The organism is Pseudomonas sp. ML2-2023-6, from assembly GCF_037055265.1.
Taxonomy (GTDB): Bacteria; Pseudomonadota; Gammaproteobacteria; order Pseudomonadales; family Pseudomonadaceae; genus Aquipseudomonas; species Aquipseudomonas kulmbachensis.
In genome coordinates this window covers 927,351-946,554 of the sequence record NZ_CP146347.1, presented here as the reverse complement: position 1 = coordinate 946,554, position 19,204 = coordinate 927,351, and the positions used below count along the sequence as shown (strand labels likewise).

At 58.2% G+C, this 19,204-nt stretch carries 18 protein-coding genes; 9 read left to right on the top strand and 9 right to left on the bottom strand.

Features of this window, described 5'->3' with window-relative positions:
• Positions 1 to 75 precede the first annotated feature (75 nt).
• Entirely contained in the window at positions 76 to 525 is a 450-nt protein-coding gene (cadR, locus tag V6L79_RS04335; RefSeq protein WP_261740531.1) for a Cd(II)/Pb(II)-responsive transcriptional regulator, read from the top strand.
• 88 nt (positions 526 to 613) lie between these two features.
• On the opposite strand, the gene V6L79_RS04330 is transcribed toward cadR, so the two are convergent.
• The 3 genes from V6L79_RS04330 to V6L79_RS04320 are packed head-to-tail and all read right to left on the bottom strand — an operon-like array spanning position 614 to position 3,237.
• Positions 614 to 1,585: a thymidylate synthase gene (locus V6L79_RS04330; RefSeq protein ID WP_048361300.1), complete on the bottom strand. Its 972-nt coding sequence runs from the start codon at positions 1,583 to 1,585 to the stop codon at positions 614 to 616.
• A 50-nt stretch (positions 1,586 to 1,635) separates the two neighbouring features.
• Complete coding sequence (gene lgt / locus V6L79_RS04325; RefSeq protein WP_261740530.1) at positions 1,636 to 2,442, bottom strand: prolipoprotein diacylglyceryl transferase; 807 nt, start codon at positions 2,440 to 2,442, stop codon at positions 1,636 to 1,638.
• Positions 2,443 to 2,454: 12 nt separating this feature from the next.
• Positions 2,455 to 3,237, bottom strand: a complete 783-nt coding sequence (locus tag V6L79_RS04320) for a sulfite exporter TauE/SafE family protein (protein ID WP_261740529.1) — start codon at positions 3,235 to 3,237, stop codon at positions 2,455 to 2,457.
• A gap of 130 nt (positions 3,238 to 3,367) precedes the next feature.
• Here V6L79_RS04320 and V6L79_RS04315 point away from each other — a divergent pair, with 130 nt between their 5' ends.
• Positions 3,368 to 4,114 carry an NRDE family protein gene (locus V6L79_RS04315; RefSeq protein WP_338579864.1) on the top strand — a complete coding sequence of 249 codons (747 nt, stop codon included), beginning with the start codon at positions 3,368 to 3,370 and terminating at the stop codon, positions 4,112 to 4,114.
• 134 nt (positions 4,115 to 4,248) lie between these two features.
• On the opposite strand, the gene ptsP is transcribed toward V6L79_RS04315, so the two are convergent.
• A complete protein-coding gene (gene ptsP, locus V6L79_RS04310; RefSeq protein ID WP_321835372.1) occupies positions 4,249 to 6,528 on the bottom strand; it encodes a phosphoenolpyruvate--protein phosphotransferase in 2,280 nt (759 codons plus the stop codon).
• A gap of 21 nt (positions 6,529 to 6,549) precedes the next feature.
• Positions 6,550 to 7,029 (bottom strand): RNA pyrophosphohydrolase, encoded by a 480-nt coding sequence (locus V6L79_RS04305; protein ID WP_019828104.1) that lies wholly within the window; start codon positions 7,027 to 7,029, stop codon positions 6,550 to 6,552.
• Positions 7,030 to 7,172: 143 nt separating this feature from the next.
• On the opposite strand from V6L79_RS04305, the gene V6L79_RS04300 reads away from it, so the two are divergent.
• Complete coding sequence (locus tag V6L79_RS04300; protein ID WP_261740526.1) at positions 7,173 to 7,829, top strand: HAD family phosphatase; 657 nt, start codon at positions 7,173 to 7,175, stop codon at positions 7,827 to 7,829.
• 124 nt (positions 7,830 to 7,953) lie between these two features.
• On the opposite strand, the gene V6L79_RS04295 is transcribed toward V6L79_RS04300, so the two are convergent.
• Together V6L79_RS04295 and ilvA are read right to left on the bottom strand one after the other, a co-directional pair.
• Positions 7,954 to 8,382, bottom strand: coding sequence for a DUF2269 domain-containing protein (locus tag V6L79_RS04295; RefSeq protein WP_261740525.1), 429 nt, complete (start codon positions 8,380 to 8,382; stop codon positions 7,954 to 7,956).
• Positions 8,383 to 8,422: 40 nt separating this feature from the next.
• Positions 8,423 to 9,937, bottom strand: a complete 1,515-nt coding sequence (gene ilvA / locus V6L79_RS04290; RefSeq protein ID WP_261740524.1) for a threonine ammonia-lyase, biosynthetic — start codon at positions 9,935 to 9,937, stop codon at positions 8,423 to 8,425.
• Between the two features lie 137 nt (positions 9,938 to 10,074).
• Between ilvA and rpiA the strand changes: the two genes are divergently transcribed.
• Complete coding sequence (gene rpiA, locus V6L79_RS04285) at positions 10,075 to 10,746, top strand: ribose-5-phosphate isomerase RpiA (protein WP_048361307.1); 672 nt, start codon at positions 10,075 to 10,077, stop codon at positions 10,744 to 10,746.
• 204 nt (positions 10,747 to 10,950) lie between these two features.
• Here rpiA and V6L79_RS04280 read toward each other — a convergent pair whose 3' ends face one another.
• Both V6L79_RS04280 and V6L79_RS04275 read right to left on the bottom strand, forming a co-directional pair.
• Positions 10,951 to 11,859, bottom strand: coding sequence for an SdiA-regulated domain-containing protein (locus V6L79_RS04280; protein WP_261740522.1), 909 nt, complete (start codon positions 11,857 to 11,859; stop codon positions 10,951 to 10,953).
• A 74-nt stretch (positions 11,860 to 11,933) separates the two neighbouring features.
• A complete protein-coding gene (locus tag V6L79_RS04275) occupies positions 11,934 to 12,866 on the bottom strand; it encodes an SdiA-regulated domain-containing protein (protein ID WP_261740521.1) in 933 nt (310 codons plus the stop codon).
• Positions 12,867 to 13,470: 604 nt separating this feature from the next.
• Here V6L79_RS04275 and V6L79_RS04270 point away from each other — a divergent pair.
• From V6L79_RS04270 to V6L79_RS04250, 5 genes are all read left to right on the top strand, one after another.
• On the top strand, positions 13,471 to 14,235 hold the full coding sequence (locus V6L79_RS04270) for a hypothetical protein (protein WP_261740520.1): 765 nt from the start codon (positions 13,471 to 13,473) through the stop codon (positions 14,233 to 14,235).
• Positions 14,236 to 14,454: 219 nt separating this feature from the next.
• A complete protein-coding gene (locus V6L79_RS04265) occupies positions 14,455 to 15,696 on the top strand; it encodes an SfnB family sulfur acquisition oxidoreductase (RefSeq protein WP_321835358.1) in 1,242 nt (413 codons plus the stop codon).
• A gap of 14 nt (positions 15,697 to 15,710) precedes the next feature.
• Positions 15,711 to 16,907, top strand: a complete 1,197-nt coding sequence (locus V6L79_RS04260; protein ID WP_321835356.1) for an SfnB family sulfur acquisition oxidoreductase — start codon at positions 15,711 to 15,713, stop codon at positions 16,905 to 16,907.
• Positions 16,907 to 18,268, top strand: coding sequence for an LLM class flavin-dependent oxidoreductase (locus V6L79_RS04255; RefSeq protein ID WP_338579863.1), 1,362 nt, complete (start codon positions 16,907 to 16,909; stop codon positions 18,266 to 18,268). The genes V6L79_RS04260 and V6L79_RS04255 overlap by 1 nt, the downstream gene beginning before the upstream one ends.
• A gap of 142 nt (positions 18,269 to 18,410) precedes the next feature.
• Complete coding sequence (locus V6L79_RS04250) at positions 18,411 to 19,202, top strand: MetQ/NlpA family ABC transporter substrate-binding protein (protein ID WP_261740516.1); 792 nt, start codon at positions 18,411 to 18,413, stop codon at positions 19,200 to 19,202.
• Positions 19,203 to 19,204: the final 2 nt, after the last annotated feature.

Below are 19,204 nucleotides of genomic sequence, written 5' to 3'. Positions count from 1 at the left end.
CGGGAAAGGTGCCTATTGCCAAGTAAAGACCCTGTAGCCACTATAGGGTCAAGCAACCTTTCGGAGATAAGTGCGATGAAAATTGGTGAGTTGGCGAAATTGACCGACTGTCAGGTCGAAACCATCCGTTATTACGAGCGCGAAGGGTTGCTGCCGGAGCCTGCACGCAGCGAGGGTAATTACCGTTTGTACACCCAGGCCCACGTCGAGCGGCTAACGTTTATCCGTAATTGCCGCAGCCTGGACATGACCCTCGAAGAGATCCGCAGCCTGCTCAATCTGCGTGACAGCCCGCAGGACCAGTGCGAAAGCGTAAATGCGCTGATCGACGAACATATTCATCACGTCAAGGCACGAGTCGACAGCTTGCTGGTCTTGCAGACACAACTGCTCGAGCTGCGCCAACGCTGTGGCGAAGGGCCGAACGGAGAACATTGCGGGATTTTGCAACAGCTGGAAGTCAGCGGATCGGTCAGCGCGCCGGAAGGCGAGCCAAGCCATGTGGGCAGAAGCCACGGGCATTAAAGCGCCCCCCTTGTGGGAGCGAGCCTGCTCGCGAAGCGCTTGAGGGCTTCGCGAGCAGGCTCGCTCCCACAGGGGGATATCGGGGGTTTTACACCGCCATCGGCGCGGTCATCGGCGCGTGGTGCTGGTAGCCTTCGAGGCTGAAGTCACTCGGCTCAATCAGGCCCAGCCACTCTGGCTGGTACACGCCCGTCTTGGCGAATTCCGGTACGCGGTCCGAGATCACCAGTTTTGGCATCGGGAACGGTTCGCGGGTCAGTTGCTCGTTGAGCATGTCCAGGTGGTTTTCATACACATGGGCATCGCCGATAAAGTAGGTAAACCAACGCGGCGTGTACCCGGTCAGGCGACCGATCAAGCTCAGCAGTGCAGCGCCTTCGGTCAGGTTGAACGGTGTGCCTAGGCCCAAATCGTTGGAGCGGATGTAGAGGGTCAGGGAGATTTCTTTCGTCTCCACATTCGGGTGGAACTGGTACAGCAGATGGCACGGCGGCAGGGCCATTTCGTCGAGCTGGGCGCAGTTCCAGCCGTGGAACAGAATACGTCGGCTGCCCGGGTCGTTGATGATGGTGTCGACACACTGACGCACCTGATCGATGGCCTTGTAGAGCACCACATAAGCCTGACCGTCTTCTTCACCTTCGGCGATCTGACGGTAGCCTTGGCTCAGGCACAACTCGATGGCAGCCTGGTTGCTGCGCTCGATTTGCTTGTAAGCAGGCCATTTGCGCCATTGCACGCCGTAGATTTCGCCAAGGTCGTCTTCACCCTGACGGAACGGGTTGGCCAGCCACTGGGCGTTTTCGTTGGCGTTCTGATCCCACACCTTACAACCCAGCGCGCGGAAATCTGCCGCGCTGTTTACCGGGCGCAAGAAACCGCACATCTCGCCGATGGCAGATTTGAACGCCATGCGCCGGGTCGTGATGGCCGGAAAACCTTCCTTGAGGTCATAGCGCAACATGGCGCCGGGCAGACTGATGGTCTTCACACCGGTACGGTTGGCTTGCAGGGTGCCGTTTTTAATGACGTTGGCAACGAGGTCGAGATATTGCTTCATGGTTTTCCTACCGTTTGAATGCAGGGCGGCGTGCGCCCTGCGATTCGAATTTAAAGCGCAGCTTTGTTAGCCGCTGAATCGCGGTGGTAAGCCCACCAGATCAGGAGCAGGCCGCCCACAATCATCGGGATGCAGAGAATTTGCCCCATCGTCACCCAGCCGAACGCCAGATAGCCTAGCTGGGCATCCGGCACGCGGACGAATTCGACGATAAAGCGGAAGATGCCGTAGAACAGGGCGAACATCCCGGACACCGCCATGGTTGGCCGAGGTTTGCGCGAATACAGCCAAAGAATCAGGAACAGTGCCACACCTTCCAGCGCAAACTGGTAAAGCTGCGACGGATGGCGGGCCAACTGCTGCGGGTCGGTGGGAAAGATCATCGCCCACGGCACATCACTGGCCTTGCCCCACAATTCGGCATTGATGAAGTTGCCGATGCGCCCTGCCCCCAGACCAATCGGCACCACAGGGGCGATAAAGTCCATGATCTGGAAGAACGACTTGCCATTGCGTTTGCCGAACCACCAGACAGCCAGCATTACGCCAATCAACCCACCGTGGAACGCCATGCCGCCTTTCCACACTTCGAAAATCAGCAGCGGGTTGGCGATGTAGGCGCTCAGGTCGTAGAACAGCACGTAACCCAAACGACCACCGACAATCACGCCCATGGCCACCCAAAACACCAGGTCAGAGAGTTTCTCTTTGGTCCAGGTCGGGTCGAAACGGTTGAGGCGGCGCGACAGGATCAACCAAGCGGCACCAATGCCGATCAGGTACATCAAACCGTACCAATGGATTTTCAGCGGTCCGATGGCCAGTGCCACCGGGTCAATCTGCGGGTAAGGCAGCATTGCGACTCCTTGTTAGATCAGGAAACTCAAACCGACACAGAACAACAGTGCGGCAAACAGCCGTTTCAGCAGGCGTGGCGAAAGCTTGTGAGCCAGTCGCGCACCAAAACGGGCGAAAAACATACTGGTCAGGGCAATCCCGAGCAGCGCCGGCAAGTAGATAAAACCGAGACTATGCGCGGGCAGGTCGGGGTTATGCCAGCCAATGATCATGAAACTTAATGCACCCACCAGCGCAATCGGCAAACCGCAGGCCGCCGAAGTCGCTACGGCTTGCTGCATCGGCACGCTGCGCCAACTGAGGAACGGCACGGTCAATGAGCCGCCACCGATACCGAAAATTGCCGAAGCCCAGCCAATCACTGTGCCAGCGATCGTCAGGCCCACTTTGCCCGGCACCGTGCCGCTGGCCTTGGGTTGCAACCCCAAGGCCATTTGTACGGCGATCACCAGGGCGAACACGCCGATGATTTTCTGCAGGTGGGGACCGGCAATGGCTTCTGCCGTGATTGCACCGATACCCGCGCCGATCAGGATGCCCAGTGTCATCCAGACAAACAGCGGCCAGCGTACGGCGCCTTTGCGGTGGTGCTCACGGATCGAGTTGATCGAGGTAAAAATGATCGTGGCCAATGACGTGCCGACGGCCAAATGGGTCAGCACCTCACTGTTAAAACCCTGCAGGGTGAAACTGAACACCAGCACCGGCACGATGATAATTCCGCCACCGACCCCGAACAGCCCGGCCAATACGCCCGCAAAGCCTCCCAACACCAGATAGAGCAGAAATTCCATTACTCGCCCCCCAAATTTGACCCGCATGGTAACGGAGCAAGGGCTTGGGCTCCACTGCGCTGCACGGTATGGCGCGAGCCGCCTGAGCAATCTATAAGTAGTGTGGTTAAAAAAACATTAAGGACTGCCCATGTGTCTGATTGTCTTCGCTTGGCGCCCCGGCCACGCACAGCCTTTGGTCGTTGCGGCCAACCGCGATGAGTTTTATGCGCGCCCCGCCAAATCCCTTGCACAGTGGACCGATTCGCCGCAGGTGTACGCTGGCCGCGACCTTGAAGCTGGCGGAACCTGGCTGGGGGTTGGTGCCGATGGGCGCTTTGCCGCCCTGACCAATATCCGTGAACCGCACAAGCCGCCTTCACGACGCTCACGTGGCGAGCTGGTGGCGGACTTTTTGACCTCAAACCTGCCAATTTCCGAGTATTTCGCACACGTTGGCCGACGTTCAGTCGACTATGCCGGGTTTAATCTTCTGCTGGGAACCCGTGATCAACTCTGGCATTTCAACTCCAGAGACTTGGCGCCACAACCGTTGAGTGCGGGAATTTATGGTTTGTCGAATGCCGGGCTGGACACCCCCTGGCCCAAACTGCTGAAGGCCAAGGCGGCGCTGGCCGAAGTGCTCGACGATCCGCAACCGCAGGCGCTGCTGGCCTTGCTCAAGGATACGCAAACCGCACCGTTCAGCGAGCTGCCCGATACAGGCGTGGGGCTGGCCACGGAGAGTTTGTTGTCGAGTGTGTTTATCGCCAGCCCCAGTTACGGCACCCGCGCCAGCACGGCGTTGATCGTCAATGCTGACGGCTCAAGGTTGATGGTAGAACACAGCTTCGGGCCGCTTGGAGGGCGTTTGGGCGAGGTACAAGTACAAGCTTGAAGGCGAAAAACCTGTGTAACCGCTGTCGAGGTACTTCACGCGTGGGAGCGAGCCTGCTCGCGAAGATCATTCGCGAGCAGGCTCGCTCCCACTGGGGGCTTGACCTGGAACAGAGTATCTACACAGCTCTCGCCTCAATACGGCTTGATCGCCGCCGGATTCATCATGCGGGTCAGGCCCATGTTCTTCAGGGCCAGCTGTATGGTGCTGCGAATGACCTGCGGGTTGTCGATGGTCATCACTTCGGCCAGCAGTTCCTTGGCGCGGCTCAGGCTGACCTGGCGCAGCATCCATTTCACTTTCGGCAAGTTGGTGGCGTTCATCGACAGGCTGTCAAAACCCATCGCCATCAGCAGGATCGCCGCCGCCGGATCACCGGCCATTTCACCGCAGATACTCGCCGGTTTGCCTTCCGCATGGGCGTCGCGTACCACCGATTGCAGGGCTTGCAGCACCGCCGGGTGCAGGTAGTCGTACAAATCGGCCACCCGCGGGTTATTGCGGTCCACGGCCAACAGGTACTGGGTCAGGTCGTTGGAGCCCACCGACAGGAAGTCCACCTGGCGCGCCAGTTCTTTGGTCTGGTACACCGCCGCCGGGATTTCGATCATTACGCCAATCGGCGGCATCGGCACATCGGTGCCTTCGTCACGCACTTCACCCCAGGCACGGTGCAACAGGTGCAGGGCCTCTTCAAGTTCGTGGGTGCCAGAGATCATCGGCAGCAAAATACGCAGATTGTTCAGGCCTTCACTGGCCTTGAGCATGGCCCGGGCCTGAACCAGAAAGATTTCGGGGTGGTCGAGGGTGACGCGAATCCCGCGCCAGCCAAGGAACGGGTTCTCTTCCTTGATCGGGAAATACGACAGTGACTTGTCGCCGCCAATGTCCAGGCTGCGCATGGTCACCGGTTGCGGGTGGAAGGCGGAAAGTTGCTCGCGATAAATCGCTAGCTGCTCCTTTTCGCTCGGAAAGCGCTGGTTGATCATGAACGGCACTTCGGTGCGGTACAGACCCACGCCTTCGGCCCCACGCTGTTGCGCACGCGCTACATCGGCCAGCAGGCCGGTGTTGACCCACAACGGCATGCGATGCCCGTCCGGGGTGATGCACGGCAGCTCACGCAGGGCATCGAGCCCTTCGGACAGCTGGCGTTCTTCTTCGACAACCTCGGCGTATTGCTTGCGCAGCACTTCGCTGGGGTTGGTGTAGACCTCGCCGTGGTAGCCGTCGACGATCATCTGGATGCCGTCGACCTTCGAGTACGGCAGGTCGACCAAGCCCATTACCGTCGGAATACCCATGGCCCGGGCCAGAATCGCCACGTGGGAGTTGCCCGAACCCAGTACCGATACCAGACCTATCAGTTTGCCCTCGGGTACTTCGCCGAGCATGGTAGCGGTCAGTTCTTCGCTGACCAGAATGGTGTTGTCGGGGTAGACCATGCTTTGCTGGCGGTCATGCTGCAAATAAGCCAGCAGGCGGCGACCGAGGTCGCGTACATCCGACGCCCGCTCACGCAGGTAGTCGTCGTCCATCAATTCAAAACGGTTGACGTGATCAGTCACCACCTGGCGCAGGGCACCCTGAGCCCACTGCCCGGTCTTGATCACATTTTTGACTTCGCTGCCCAGCGACGCATCGTCGAGCATCATCAGGTACACGTCGAACAGCGCCTGCTCTTCGGGACGCAGCTGCGTAGCGAGTTTTTTAGAAACCGCACGCATGTCGTTGCGTACGCCTTCGAGAGCGGTCTTGAACAGCGCAATTTCGGCCGGGATATCGGTGATGGCCTTGTCGGGCACCACGTCCAGATCCGCCGGTGGCAGCATGACCACCGCAGTACCCACCGCCGCGCCTGGAGAACCCGGCACACCGACGAACTTGGCTTCCTGGATACCCTTGCCCTGACGCCCCAGACCACGAATCGAACCTGTGGCTTCGGCATGGGCAATAACCCCGGCCAACTGGGCGCTCATGGTTACCAGAAAGGCTTCTTCACCTTCGTCGAACTGACGGCGTTCCTTTTGCTGGATGACCAGAACCCCGACCACACGGCGGTGGTGGATGATCGGCGCCCCCAGGAAAGAGGCATAGCGCTCCTCTCCGGTTTCGGCAAAGTAGCGATAGCGCGGGTGATCGGCGGCGTTTTCGAGGTTCAGAGGCTCTTCACGGGTGCCCACAAGGCCCACAAGGCCTTCGTTGGGCGCCATGCTGACTTTACCGATCGAGCGCTTGTTCAAGCCCTCGGTGGCCATCAGGACAAAACGGTTGGTCTCTGGATCAAGCAAATAGACCGAGCAGACCTGGCTGCTCATGGCTTCTTTGACGCGCAACACAATAATCCCCAACGCCGCCTTGAGATCCTTGGCGGAGTTAACTTCCTGGACGATCTTGCGCAGCGTATTGAGCATGGCTCGGGGTCGAACTCCGTGTCAGGCGCGCGTTAAAAGGCGCGGGGCAAGCTCTTTGAGAGCGCGACGGTAGACCTCGCGCTTGAATGTCACCACCTGGCCCAACGGGTACCAATAACTGACCCAACGCCAGCCATCGAACTCCGGTTTACCGGTCAAATCCATCCGCACCCGCTGCTCGTTAGAGACCAGGCGCAGCAAAAACCACTTTTGCTTCTGACCGATGCACAGCGGTTGGCTGTGGGTACGCACCAGTCGTTGCGGCAAACGATAACGCAACCAGCCTCGCGTGCAGGCGAGTATTTCTACATCTTCGCGTTCAAGGCCAACTTCTTCGTTCAGCTCACGGTACAAGGCGTCTTCCGGCGTCTCATCAGGGTTGATACCTCCCTGTGGAAACTGCCAGGCGTCTTGATTGATACGGCGAGCCCAAAGTACCTGACCAGCGTCATTTGTCAGAATAATCCCGACATTAGGGCGGAAACCATCGGGGTCGATCACGGCAACAACCTCGCAAACGCATGTCGCCGCATTGTTCCACAAAGGTTGTGAAAGCAGCAACGCGCCTTCCTGCCTTATGTGCACTCTTATTAAAAGACCGTATTCTTGTGGCCTTTCCTCAGACAACTCAACGGGTAACCTCAATGCGTCTGGCTTTATTCGACTTGGACAACACCCTTCTGGGCGGTGACAGCGATCACGCCTGGGGCGATTACCTGTGCCAACGGGGCATTCTCGATGGCGATGCCTACAAGGCGCGCAACGACGAGTTCTACCAGGATTACCTGGCCGGCAAGCTCGACAACGCCGCGTACCTTAACTTCAGCATGGAAATTTTTGGCCGCCATGACATGGCGCAACTGGATCAGTGGCATCGCGAATTCATGCGCGACTGCATTGAGCCACTGATGCTACCCAAGGCTCTGGCCCTGCTGGCCAAGCACCGTGATGCGGGTGACACACTGGTGATCATCACCGCCACCAACCGTGTGGTTACTGCACCCATTGCCAAAAAACTTGGCGTGGAACATCTGATTGCCACCGAGTGTGAAATCGTCGATGGCCGCTATACCGGTCGCAGCACCGACGTGCCGTGCTTCCGTGAAGGCAAAGTGACACGCCTGAACCGCTGGATCGCAGAAAACGGCTACAGCCTTGCAGACAGCTACTTCTACAGCGATTCGATGAACGACTTGCCGTTGCTGGAACAGGTTGACCATCCGGTGGCGGTAGATCCTGATCCAAACTTGCGGGCTGAAGCCATCAAGCGCGGCTGGGAAATCATCTCGCTACGCGACTGACACACAACCTGTGGGAGCAGGCTTGCTCGCGATAAGATCGCCGCGTTTTTTCTGCAAGACCGCAGTGATGCCATCGCGAGCAAGTCGAATCGTCGCACCGCCGCTCCCACACAAGCAATTGTGCTTAAACCGGCTTGGCGCCCATCAACCCCGCAATGGCGATAAAGCAGACTGCACAAAAAATCGCCAGCACCAGCGTAAACCACGGATACCTTGCCATTCGCCCCAACCGCAGGCGATTGAGGCGCACCACCAGCCACAACCAGCTCAAGCTACCCAGCAGATACAAGCAGCTGCCCATCAGCAACCATAATTGGCTCAACGGCCAACCGGCCAGGTGCACCAGAAACCAGCCACTGACCGGCAATGCCAACAAGCACAGCCCCATCAGCCCCCAAACAAAGCTCCAGGGCCGCTGCACCACACCGCCCGACAGGTTTTTATCGCCTGCCCGCCAACGCCGAATCACCAAGACCAGCAAGGCAATGGCGCTGACAAACAACAGCAGTGTCGACACGCCATGCAGCAGTTTTAACGCGGTGAACGTTTCCATTTGATTAATCCCTTGAGCCGTTCAATCAGCGTAGCGGCTATCAGCCAAGAAACAGTTGATAGGCCGGGTTATCGCTCTCATCCCAATACGGGTAACCGATTTCAGCCAGCGCCGCAGGCACCAGATGGCGTTCGTCGGCAGGAACTTGCAGACCGGCCATTACCCGACCATCAGCCGCACCGTGATTACGGTAATGGAACATCGAAATATTCCAGCGCCCACCCAGCTTGTTCAGGAAGTTGAACAGCGCACCCGGGCGCTCCGGGAACTCGAAGCGGAACAGCAATTCATCGCTGACCTTGGCCGCACGCCCACCCACCATGTGCCGAATGTGCAACTTGGCCAGTTCGTTTTCGGTCAGGTCGACCACCGGAAAGCCCTGTTCAGTCAGGCTGGCCAGCAGTGCGCTGCGCGGATCGTTTTCGGGGTGGGTCTGCACGCCGACAAAAATGTGGGCCTCGCTGCCGGTGTGGTAGCGGTAGTTGAATTCCGTGATCTGGCGCTTGCCGATCGCTTCGCAAAACGCCTTGAAGCTGCCTGGCTCTTCGGGAATGGTCACTGCAATGATGGCTTCGCGACCTTCGCCCAACTCGGCGCGCTCAGCCACATGGCGCAAGCGGTCGAAGTTGACGTTGGCGCCTGAGTCGATTGCCACCAGGGTCTGGCCGCGAACGCCGCGCTGCTCAACGTACTTCTTGATCCCGGCCACGCCCAATGCACCAGCAGGTTCGGTGATCGAGCGGGTATCGTCGAAGATATCCTTGATGGCTGCGCAGATTTCGTCGGTACTGACGGTGATAACTTCATCTACATAGTCTTTGCAGATATCGAAGGTGTGCTGACCAATCTGCCCCACCGCCACGCCGTCGGCAAAAATTCCCACCGTTGGCAGCACCACGCGCTCACCTGCCGCCATCGCGGCTTGCAGGCAGTTTGAATCATCGGGCTCGACGCCAATGATCTTGATGTCCGGACGCAGGTACTTCACGTACGCCGCAATACCGGCAATCAGCCCGCCACCGCCCACCGGGACGAAAATCGCATCCAGCGGCGCCGGGTGCTGGCGCAGAATTTCCATCGCCACGGTGCCCTGCCCGGCAATGGTGTGCGGGTCATCGTAGGGGTGAACGTAAACGTAGCCTTCCTGTTCGACCAACTTGAGCGAATAGGCCAGTGCCTCAGGGAACGAGTCGCCATGCAGAACCACAATACCGCCACGGGAGCGCACACCTTCAATCTTGATCTCGGGGGTGGTTTTAGGCATGACGATGGTGGCTTTGACACCCAGTACCTTGGCCGCAAGCGCCAGGCCTTGGGCGTGGTTGCCAGCAGAAGCCGTCACCACACCGCAAGCACGTTCGGCGTCCGTCAGGTGCATGAGCTTGTTGTAAGCGCCACGAATCTTGAACGAGTACACCGGCTGCAAGTCTTCGCGCTTGAGCAAAATCTGGTTGCCAAGGCGCAGGGTCAGCTGGTTGGCAGCTTGCAATGGGGTTTCTACGGCAACGTCATAAACGCGCGAGGTGAGGATCTTCTTAACGTACTGTTCGAGCATCGGAAAGCTTCACTGGGCGGGTGGGCAGGGACCAAGGAGTCTAACCCAGCGTTTGCGCGGGCGACCATACGAATCCAAAGGTTTTAAGTGCTTGGGTTATACTTATGCCCTTTTACCCTTCCCGCCCCGGAGCCCGCATGACCCAGGATCAACTCAAACAGGCCGTAGCCCAGGCTGCTGTCGACTTCATCCTTCCAAAACTGGATGACAAGAGCATCGTTGGGGTCGGCACCGGCTCCACGGCCAACTGCTTTATCGACGCGCTGGCTCAACACAAAGGCGCATTCGACGGCGCAGTAGCCAGCTCCGAAGCTACTGCCGCTCGCCTCAAGGGCCACGGTATTCCGGTGTATGAACTAAACACGGTCAGCGACCTGGAGTTCTACGTTGATGGCGCCGATGAAAGCGACGAAAACCTGAACCTGATCAAAGGCGGTGGCGCAGCCCTGACCCGCGAAAAGATCGTTGCGGCCGTGGCCAAGACCTTTATCTGCATCGCCGATGCCAGCAAGCTGGTGCCGGTACTGGGCGCGTTCCCGCTGCCAGTTGAAGTAATCCCGATGGCCCGCAGCCACGTAGCCCGCGAGCTGGTCAAGCTCGGCGGCGACCCGGTTTACCGCGAAGGCGTGGTGACAGACAACGGCAATATCATCATCGACGTGTTCAACATGCAGATCACCAACCCGGTTGAGCTGGAGCGTCAGATCAACGCCATTGTCGGCGTCGTGACCAACGGCCTGTTCGCTGCCCGCCCGGCAGACCTGCTGTTGCTGGGCACCCCTGAAGGCGTGAAAACCCTCAGCAAGTAACCGCAAATCCTGTAGCCGCTGCAGCAGGCTGCGATAAGGGCCGCAGGGCCTTCGCTCTTCAAAAGAGCGACCCCTTCGGGCTCGATCGCAGCCTGCGGCAGCGGCTACAGAGATACTTCAAGCGTGGGAGCGAGCCTGCTCGCGAAGATCATTCGAGAGCAGGCTCGGCTTGACCTGGAACAGAGAATCTACAAGGCTGCATAGCTACGGCTTTTTGAACACGTAGAACAGATTCGGCTCACTCACCACGTACACCGTACCCTCGTCGTCCATGGTGATGCCTTCTGCTTGTGGCACTGACCGGGTCAAACCATGTTTGCCCTTTTTCAGCGACAGCGTGCTGATCGGCCGCCCTTCCAGATCCAGTTCGAGCAATAACTTCGATTCATCCGACAGCGCCAGTAAATGCCCGGTGCGTTCGTCGAACTGCAGGCTCGACAAATCCCGTACAAATATTCGCGCATCACGTCGCGGGTTAGTCACCACATGGGTGGCATAGGGTTGCTGCGGATTGTCCTGAGGAAAACCCCGGACCTCGTAGATCAGCATCGGATCGCGCTCTTTGGCCACAAACAGACGCTTGCCGACCGAGTCGTAGGCCAGGCCTTCAAAGCCCTTGTTACCTGATCGATTGAGTCCCAGCGTCAGTTGCTGCGCATCGCGGGCATCCAGCACCTGCGTATTGTCATCAACCTTTACTTTGATCAACCGTTGCTGGTGCTCATCGGTAATGACGTAGGTGTTCTCGCCAATAAACTCGACCGCTTCGGCATCGCCAAACCCGACCAGTGCAATACGCCGCAGGACTCGGCCATCGAGGGACAACTCAACCAGTTCGGCGTGTTTGTTGGTCACTGTGAACAGGGTTTTGCGCAGCGGATCGTAGGTCAGTGCCGACACGTTGTCTTCAAGCCCCTCAATCACCTTGCCTTGCACCACGGCACGGTACTCGCCCAGGTTGATCGCGTTGGGGTCGGCGGTTTGCCACAGCTGGCTTAGCTGAAACCAGCTGCGCTCAAACAGGCGCAAGTGTTGTGCGCCAAAGCCGGCGGCCACTAGAGCCACCAGCGTTATACAGAGAACAAGAGCGGTAGAACGGTTGACACGGCGCATGGGTCGAACTCTAAACAGATCAGGCGAATGAGATACCACGACTGCATGAATTCAACCTTAATCGGCGGTTTTGTTTACTGGGCCTTCTTCTCGAAGCGATAAAACAGGTTCGGCTCGCTCACCATATACAGCGTGCCGTTCTCATCAATCGCGACCCCTTCGGCCCGCGGAATGGTGTTTTTCAGGCCATTGAAACCGCCGAGCAAGGTGATGAAGCTGACCTGCTCACCCAGCTCATCGAGTTCCAGGAGCATATGCGAATCTGCCGACAGTACCAGCGTATGACCGGTGCGCGGGTCGATACTCAAGGCAGACAGGTTGCGCATGTCCAGCTCATCGCTTGGTACTTTCTGCTTGCTGCCAGTGAGTTTCTGGCTGCCGTCGCTTTTCCAGACAAACAGCTGCGGCGGGCGCTCTTCGCCAAGCAACAGTTGCTGGCGACGGGGGTCCCAGGCAATCGCCTCGAAGGCCTTGTTCTGGTTCTTCGAAGGGCCCAGATCGTACTTGGGGAAGTCGGCGATATTCAGGGTTTTAGTGTCGGCATCGATGTTGATGATGCTCAACATGTGCTCACGCTCGTCAACAATGGCCAGCAGACCGTTCTCCATCACCGTCAGGCCTTCCGGGTTGCTCCAGCCCACCAGCGGGATTTTGCGCAGTACCTCGCCGTCAAGGGTCAATTCCACCAGAAACGGGTTTTTACCCATCACCGAAAACAGCGTTTTGCTCAGAGGGTTATAGGCCAGATCCGAAGCTTCGTCCTTCTCCATCCCCGGCAACACCTTGGCATCAATCACCGCCGTATAGTTGGGCAACCACACACTTTCGTTTTGCTCGGACGAGTTCTCAAACCGCTCCAGCACCCACAACTCGCCGCGGTCATCCCAATGCATGGCCACCGTTAATCCATAGAGCAACACGCCAAGCAGCAAAAGCCAGTAATACCAGCGCAGTCTGAAGCGAGAGAGTCCAGAGACGGGCGGGGTCAACTGAGGGTCTTGGGCCATTTGAATGATCTTCCGAGAAATTTGGCAACGTCTAAATATCACAAACCGGGCAAACCTACTGCCTCGCACGCACTGATTATGCAAATGACCTGTGAAATTAATGGTAAAAAACCACCAACCCGTCATGGCACTGGCCCTTCCTGATTGAACGAGTGATATGACCTGCCCGTTCAAACACGTTTAAAACATTAATCAAACCGCAAGAAAACGCTTCAGTTTCCGTCCCTGACACCTGCAACTTAACTATTGAGATAAAACCGCACACACTCCATATAATTTTACAGACTACTTGCTCACAACCACGCCACTAACACTCTCTAAACACTTATATAAAAGCATCCAACCAGTAGGATATTTCCGAATAACCCAACGACAATTACATTCGTTCCATTCTGCCTTGACACTTATAGCCATAGCCTCTTATCTAATAAAACCGCTCTGGCCCGCATCCAAAGTAATCATTCATCGCACAGCCTCTGTGACATCAGCGTCAGGCCACTGCACCAAAGCCATCACGGGCTCCTTTGGCACTCGCCTCTGCCTGCGAAAACCGTCTGTGCAGACCTGTGCCGTACCCTTACACACTGGAAAGGAATCTTTATATATGCCCTTTACCTCATGCATCAACAAACTGACGGCCCCTGCACTTCCGAACCCCGGCAAGCCTACTATCTGCGCGCGAGCCGCCGAACACTTGCTTATTACAATAGCCCCCTACAAAAACATGGAAGAAGGCGATCTTGTTGAGTTGTTCTGGGACGGCTGCTATGTAACATCACAGCAACTTGTCAAGCTCGATGTCGGCCAGCCCGTTTTATTAAGAGTGCCACAGAGTTTTATTCAAAATGGTGTGGCGCGCCTTTATTATCGGGTCATGCATATCGGCAGCAGCCCGGCACTGTCAGCGCAACTTAAAGTCCTTGTCAAACTTGACTGCCCTGGTGGAGAGGCCATCGGTGAAGAAAATCAGGGACTTGCCCCACTCATGATCCCCGAGCCGATTCAGCGCTACGGGGTTAACCCCAGCCAGATGAAACGCGGCGTACCGGTGATTATCGAGCCTTACCGCAACATGGCCTGTGAAGACGCAATCACTCTGCTCTGGGGCGACGTGCGCCTGGACCTACCCATATTGCGCAAGGCGGATGTCGACAAACCCGTCTGCGTGTTCGTCCCCCCGTACATCATTCAGGAAGCCGGCGAAGACCCCAAACTGGAAGTCACCTACTGCGTGATTGACCGTGTGGGTAACAATTCGCGCTGGGCTCCCGCACGAATGCTCAAGGTGGGCGCCCCAAAACTCTATATTAACCCCGCCCCACGGGAGGTGCTGCGCGCTGCGGAACCCCGACCCAACTGGCGTAGCTGACCCGTGCAGGACTGAAAAAACATCTATTCATATTCCTAAAAGTTAGTTCTTTTAATTTTTATACTCGATTAGGGTATATGAACCGGACCACCGGACTCTCAGCTTTTATCCGCGCCGCTCAAGCGGCGCTCCCATGAAACGTGAGGTAGGTATGGTCCGTAACACAATCACCCTTGTGCATAACGCCAGGGCATTGAGTGCAGCCAAGGAGCGGTACTAATGTCCAATTTGGCCAATGCACACCTGCAGAGTGACCTGGATGTGGCGCCTCTGTTGCTAGCAGCGCATGTTCTGCGCACCGACAACGAAGCCCTTGAAGCCGCCCGTACACTGGCTGCCAACGCCCGAGAGCACGCAGCCAAGCGCGACCGGCAACGTAAACTGCCGTGGTCGCTTATAGAAGAGTTCACCCGTAGCGGCCTGGGCAGTATTTCGATTGCTCGTGAATTTGGCGGGCCACAGGTGTCGTTCGTGACCCTGGCTGAAGTGTTCGCGATCATCTCGGCAGCCGACCCGGCGCTGGGGCAGATTCCGCAGAATCAGGTAGGCATTCTCAGTCTGATTTCGGCCACCGCGACCCAACCGCAAAAAGAGCAGTTGTTCGCCAGCGTGCTGCAAGGTTGGCGCATCGGTAATGCCGGGCCGGAGCGCGGCAACAAAAACACCCTCGAATTGAAGGCTCGCATCACCGCAGATGGCGACGATTTCGTTATTAGCGGTCAGAAGTTTTACTCAACCGGTGCCTTATTTGCCCACTGGATCGCGGTAAAGGCCCTCAACGATGATGGCAAGCAGATCATTGCCTTTGTTCGTCGCGGTACTCCAGGCTTGCGCGTCGTCGATGACTGGTCCGGCTTTGGCCAGCGCACCACCGCCAGCGGCACCGTATTGCTCAACAACGTGCGGGTCGAAGCCGAGCTGGTGGTCGACAACTGGCGCCTGGGCGAAACCCCGCATATTCAAGGCGCCGTGTCGCAGTTGATCCAGGCGGCCATCGACCTGGGCATCGCTCGCGGTGCCATTGCCGACACTATCAGCTTTGTACGCGAACGCTCGCGCCCATGGATCGACGCCAAGGTCGAACGCAACAGCGATGACCCCTACGTGATCGCCGACATCGGCAAGTTGCACATTGAACTGCACGCCGCCGAAGCGTTGCTGCGCAAAGCCGGCCGGGTACTCGATGAAGTCAGTGCCGCGCCGATCGATGCTCCTGCCGCAGCACGTGCCTCGATTGCCGTGGCCGAAGCCAAGGTAGTGACCACCGAGCTGTCATTGCTGGCCAGCGAAAAGCTCTTCGAACTGGCCGGTAGCCGCGCCAGTCTCGCTGAGTTCAACCTCGATCGTCACTGGCGCAATGCCCGGGTGCATACCCTGCACGACCCGGTGCGTTGGAAATACCACGCCATCGGCGCTTTTCGCCTCAACGGCACCCTGCCTGCCCGGCATTCCTGGATCTGACCCTGGAGATACCCATGTCACTGATTTCCAAACAGGTCCCGGTTATCCACAGCGATGCCGAGGCCTTGCGCGTGGCCCGCGAACTGGCGGCGCATTTCAAGCGCGACAGCGCCCTGCGCGACCGCGAACGCCGCCTGCCCTTTGATGAGCTTGAACTGTTTTCCCACACCGGCCTGTGGGGCATCACCGTGCCCAAGGCCTACGGCGGCGCGGGCGTTTCCAACGTTACGCTGGCACAGGTGGTTGCACTGATCGCCGCAGCTGACGCCTCGCTTGGGCAAATCCCGCAAAACCACTTCTATGCTCTCGAAGTCCTGCGGGTGAATGGCAGCCACGAGCAAAAACAGCGCCTTTATGCCGAAGTCCTGGCCGGGCAACGTTTCGGCAATGCCCTGGCTGAAATCGGCACCAAAACCGCCCACGATCGCACCACCCACCTGGCCAGGGCCGAACACGGCTATCGCATCACCGGCCGCAAGTTCTACGCCACCGGCGCACTGTATGCGCAGCGTATTCCTACATCGGTTGTGGACGACGACGGCATCCAGCATCTGGCGTTTGTACACCGTGACAGCGACGGCCTGAGCGTGATCGACGACTGGAGCGGCTTTGGCCAGCGCACCACGGGCAGCGGCTCGGTGGTGTTCGACAACGTTCTGGTCGCAGCCCAGGACGTGATCCCGTTTCAAAGCGCATTTGAGCGCCCGACCCCGGTTGGCCCGCTGGCGCAGATTCTGCACGCAGCCATCGACACCGGTATCGCCCGCGCCGCCTTTGAAGATGCACTGCATTTTGTGCGCACCAAAACCCGGCCCTGGATCGACGCCACCAGCGATATTGCCAGTGAAGACCCACTGACCCTGAAAAGCTTCGGCCACTTGAGTGTGCGTTTGCATGCCGCCGAAGCCTTGCTGGAGCGCGCGGGGGAATTTCTCGACAGTGCCCAGAGCAACCCCACGGCCAGCACGGTGGCCGCCGCATCGATTGCCGTTGCCGAGGCGCGAGCCATCAGCACCGAAATCTCGCTGGCCGCGGGCAGCACCCTGTTTGAACTGGCCGGCAGCCAGGCCACCCTGGCCGAACACGGACTTGACCGCCACTGGCGCAACGCACGCGTCCATACGCTGCATGACCCGGTACGCTGGAAGTACCACGCGGTAGGCAATTACTACCTCAACGATGCCAACCCGCCATTGCGGGGGACCATCTGATGAGCAAAAAGAAAATCCTCATCAATGCCTTCAACATGAACTGCATTGGCCATATCAACCACGGGCTGTGGACGCACCCACGGGACAACTCGACCACCTTCAATACCCTGGAGTACTGGACAGAACTGGCGCAGTTGCTGGAGCGCGGACTGTTTGATGGGCTGTTTATCGCCGACATCGTGGGCGTGTATGACGTTTATCAGCAATCGGTCGATGTTCCGCTAAAAGAGGCGATCCAACTACCGGTCAACGACCCGTTGCTACTGGTTTCGGCCATGGCGGCTGTCACCAAAAACCTCGGCTTTGGCCTAACTGCAAACCTTACTTACGAAGCGCCGTATTTGTTCGCACGCCGCATGTCGACCCTCGATCACCTGACCCGTGGCCGCGTGGGCTGGAACATCGTCACCGGCTACCTCGACAGCGCAGCCAAGGCCATGGGCCTGACCGAGCAGGTCGAGCACGACCGTCGTTACGATCAGGCCGATGAGTACCTGCAGGTGTTGTACAAGCTCTGGGAAGGCAGCTGGGAAAACGGCGCGGTGCTCAATGACCCGGTGCAGCGCATCTACGCCCAGCCCGACAAAGTGCACAAGATCAAGCATGCCGGGGAGTTCTATCAGGTGGAGGGTTATCACCTCTGCGAGCCGTCGCCCCAGCGCACCCCAGTGCTGTTTCAGGCGGGCAGCTCGAATCGCGGCCTGGTGTTTGCCGGGCGCCATGCCGAGTGCGTGTTTATCAGCGGCCAGACCAAGGCGGCGACCAAAGTGCAGGTCGACAAGGTTCGCGCCAGCGCCGTGGCGGCAGGCCGCAACCCGGACGATATCAAGCTGTTTATGGGCCTGAACGTGATCGTTGCACCGACCGAGGCCCAGGCACTGGCCAAGCGTGACGAGTACCTGAGCTATGCCAGCGCCGAAGCCGGAGTGGCGCATTTCTCCAGTTCCACAGGCATCGATTTTGCTGATTACGAACTGGACGAACCGATCCAGTACGTGAAAAACAACGCGATTCAGTCGGCAACCAAAGTGCTGCAAAACAACGACTGGACCCGCCGCAAATTGCTCGAACAGCACGCGCTGGGCGGACGTTACATCACCTTGGTGGGCTCGCCGGAACAAGTCGCCGATGAGCTGGAGTCATGGATCGCTGAAACCGGCCTCGACGGCTTCAACCTGACCCGCATCGTCACCCCTGAGAGCTACGTCGACTTTATCGATCTGGTGGTGCCCGAGCTGCAACGCCGGGGTTCCTACAAGACGGCTTATGACACCGGCAGCCTGCGACAAAAACTGTTTACCGACGGCGCGGCGCATTTGCCCGAGCGCCATACCGGTGCGGTCTTCAGGCATAACCCATAACCCTTCTTTATTTGTATTTGTGGGAGCGGGCTTGCTCGCGATGGCATCACTGCGGTTTGCCTGAAGCACCGCGTTGCCTGAATCGCGAGCAAGCCCGCTCCCACAGAGATACAAAATCCGACACGTTGACAGGACACCTCTTATGAACAAAAAGCACGCACTGGTTCTGGCCCTCGGGCTGTTGAGCGGTATTGCCCACGCCGCCGAAAAACCGCTCAAGGTAGGCACTACCGCCGCCTTTGCAATCCCGCTGGAAACCGCTGTGGCCGAGGCTGACAAGCAAGGGCTCAAGGTCGAGCTGGTGGAGTTCACCGACTGGATCGCGCCCAATGTCAGCCTGGCCAGTGGCGATATCGACGTGAACTACTTCCAGCACATTCCGTTTTTGGAAAACGCCAAGACCGCCGCCGGGTTTGATCTGGTGCCCTACGCCAAAGGCATCATCAACAACGTGGGCCTGTATTCGAAAAAGTACAAAAGCCTCGACGCCCTGCCTGAAGGCGCCACCGTCGCCATTGCCAACGATCCGATCAACAGCGGCCGCGGCCTGCAACTGCTGGCCAAGGCCGGGCTGATCACCCTCAAACCCGGGGTTGGTTACAAGGCCACCGAAGAAGACATCATCGCCAACCCGAAGAAGATCAAAATCCTGCAGGTAGAAGCCGTGCAACTGGTGCGTGCCTACGATGATGCCGACCTGGTGCAGGGCTATCCGGCCTACATTCGCCTGTCCAAAACCTTCGACGCCGAGTCAGCGTTGCTGTTCGATGGCATCGATCACCCCGAGTACGTGATTCAGTTCGTGATCCAGCCCAAGAACAAGGACGACCCGCGTCTGGCCAAGTTCATCGACATTTATCAGCACTCCCCCGTGGTCAAGGCCTCGCTGGATAAAACCTACGGCACCCTGTACCAGCCCGGCTGGGGAGGCTGATC

Bases quoted from the DNA above. Each gene is read 5' to 3' on its own strand.
- cadR (WP_261740531.1), top strand. From the start codon at position 76: ATGAAAATTGGTGAGTTGGCGAAATTGACCGACTGTCAGGTCGAAACC.
- V6L79_RS04330 (WP_048361300.1), bottom strand. From the start codon at position 1,585: ATGAAGCAATATCTCGACCTCGTTGCCAACGTCATTAAAAACGGCACC.
- lgt (WP_261740530.1), bottom strand. From the start codon at position 2,442: ATGCTGCCTTACCCGCAGATTGACCCGGTGGCACTGGCCATCGGACCG.
- V6L79_RS04320 (WP_261740529.1), bottom strand. From the start codon at position 3,237: ATGGAATTTCTGCTCTATCTGGTGTTGGGAGGCTTTGCGGGCGTATTG.
- V6L79_RS04315 (WP_338579864.1), top strand. From the start codon at position 3,368: ATGTGTCTGATTGTCTTCGCTTGGCGCCCCGGCCACGCACAGCCTTTG.
- ptsP (WP_321835372.1), bottom strand. From the start codon at position 6,528: ATGCTCAATACGCTGCGCAAGATCGTCCAGGAAGTTAACTCCGCCAAG.
- V6L79_RS04300 (WP_261740526.1), top strand. From the start codon at position 7,173: ATGCGTCTGGCTTTATTCGACTTGGACAACACCCTTCTGGGCGGTGAC.
- V6L79_RS04295 (WP_261740525.1), bottom strand. From the start codon at position 8,382: ATGGAAACGTTCACCGCGTTAAAACTGCTGCATGGCGTGTCGACACTG.
- ilvA (WP_261740524.1), bottom strand. From the start codon at position 9,937: ATGCTCGAACAGTACGTTAAGAAGATCCTCACCTCGCGCGTTTATGAC.
- rpiA (WP_048361307.1), top strand. From the start codon at position 10,075: ATGACCCAGGATCAACTCAAACAGGCCGTAGCCCAGGCTGCTGTCGAC.
- V6L79_RS04280 (WP_261740522.1), bottom strand. From the start codon at position 11,859: ATGCGCCGTGTCAACCGTTCTACCGCTCTTGTTCTCTGTATAACGCTG.
- V6L79_RS04275 (WP_261740521.1), bottom strand. From the start codon at position 12,866: ATGGCCCAAGACCCTCAGTTGACCCCGCCCGTCTCTGGACTCTCTCGC.
- V6L79_RS04270 (WP_261740520.1), top strand. From the start codon at position 13,471: ATGCCCTTTACCTCATGCATCAACAAACTGACGGCCCCTGCACTTCCG.
- V6L79_RS04265 (WP_321835358.1), top strand. From the start codon at position 14,455: ATGTCCAATTTGGCCAATGCACACCTGCAGAGTGACCTGGATGTGGCG.
- V6L79_RS04260 (WP_321835356.1), top strand. From the start codon at position 15,711: ATGTCACTGATTTCCAAACAGGTCCCGGTTATCCACAGCGATGCCGAG.
- V6L79_RS04255 (WP_338579863.1), top strand. From the start codon at position 16,907: ATGAGCAAAAAGAAAATCCTCATCAATGCCTTCAACATGAACTGCATT.
- V6L79_RS04250 (WP_261740516.1), top strand. From the start codon at position 18,411: ATGAACAAAAAGCACGCACTGGTTCTGGCCCTCGGGCTGTTGAGCGGT.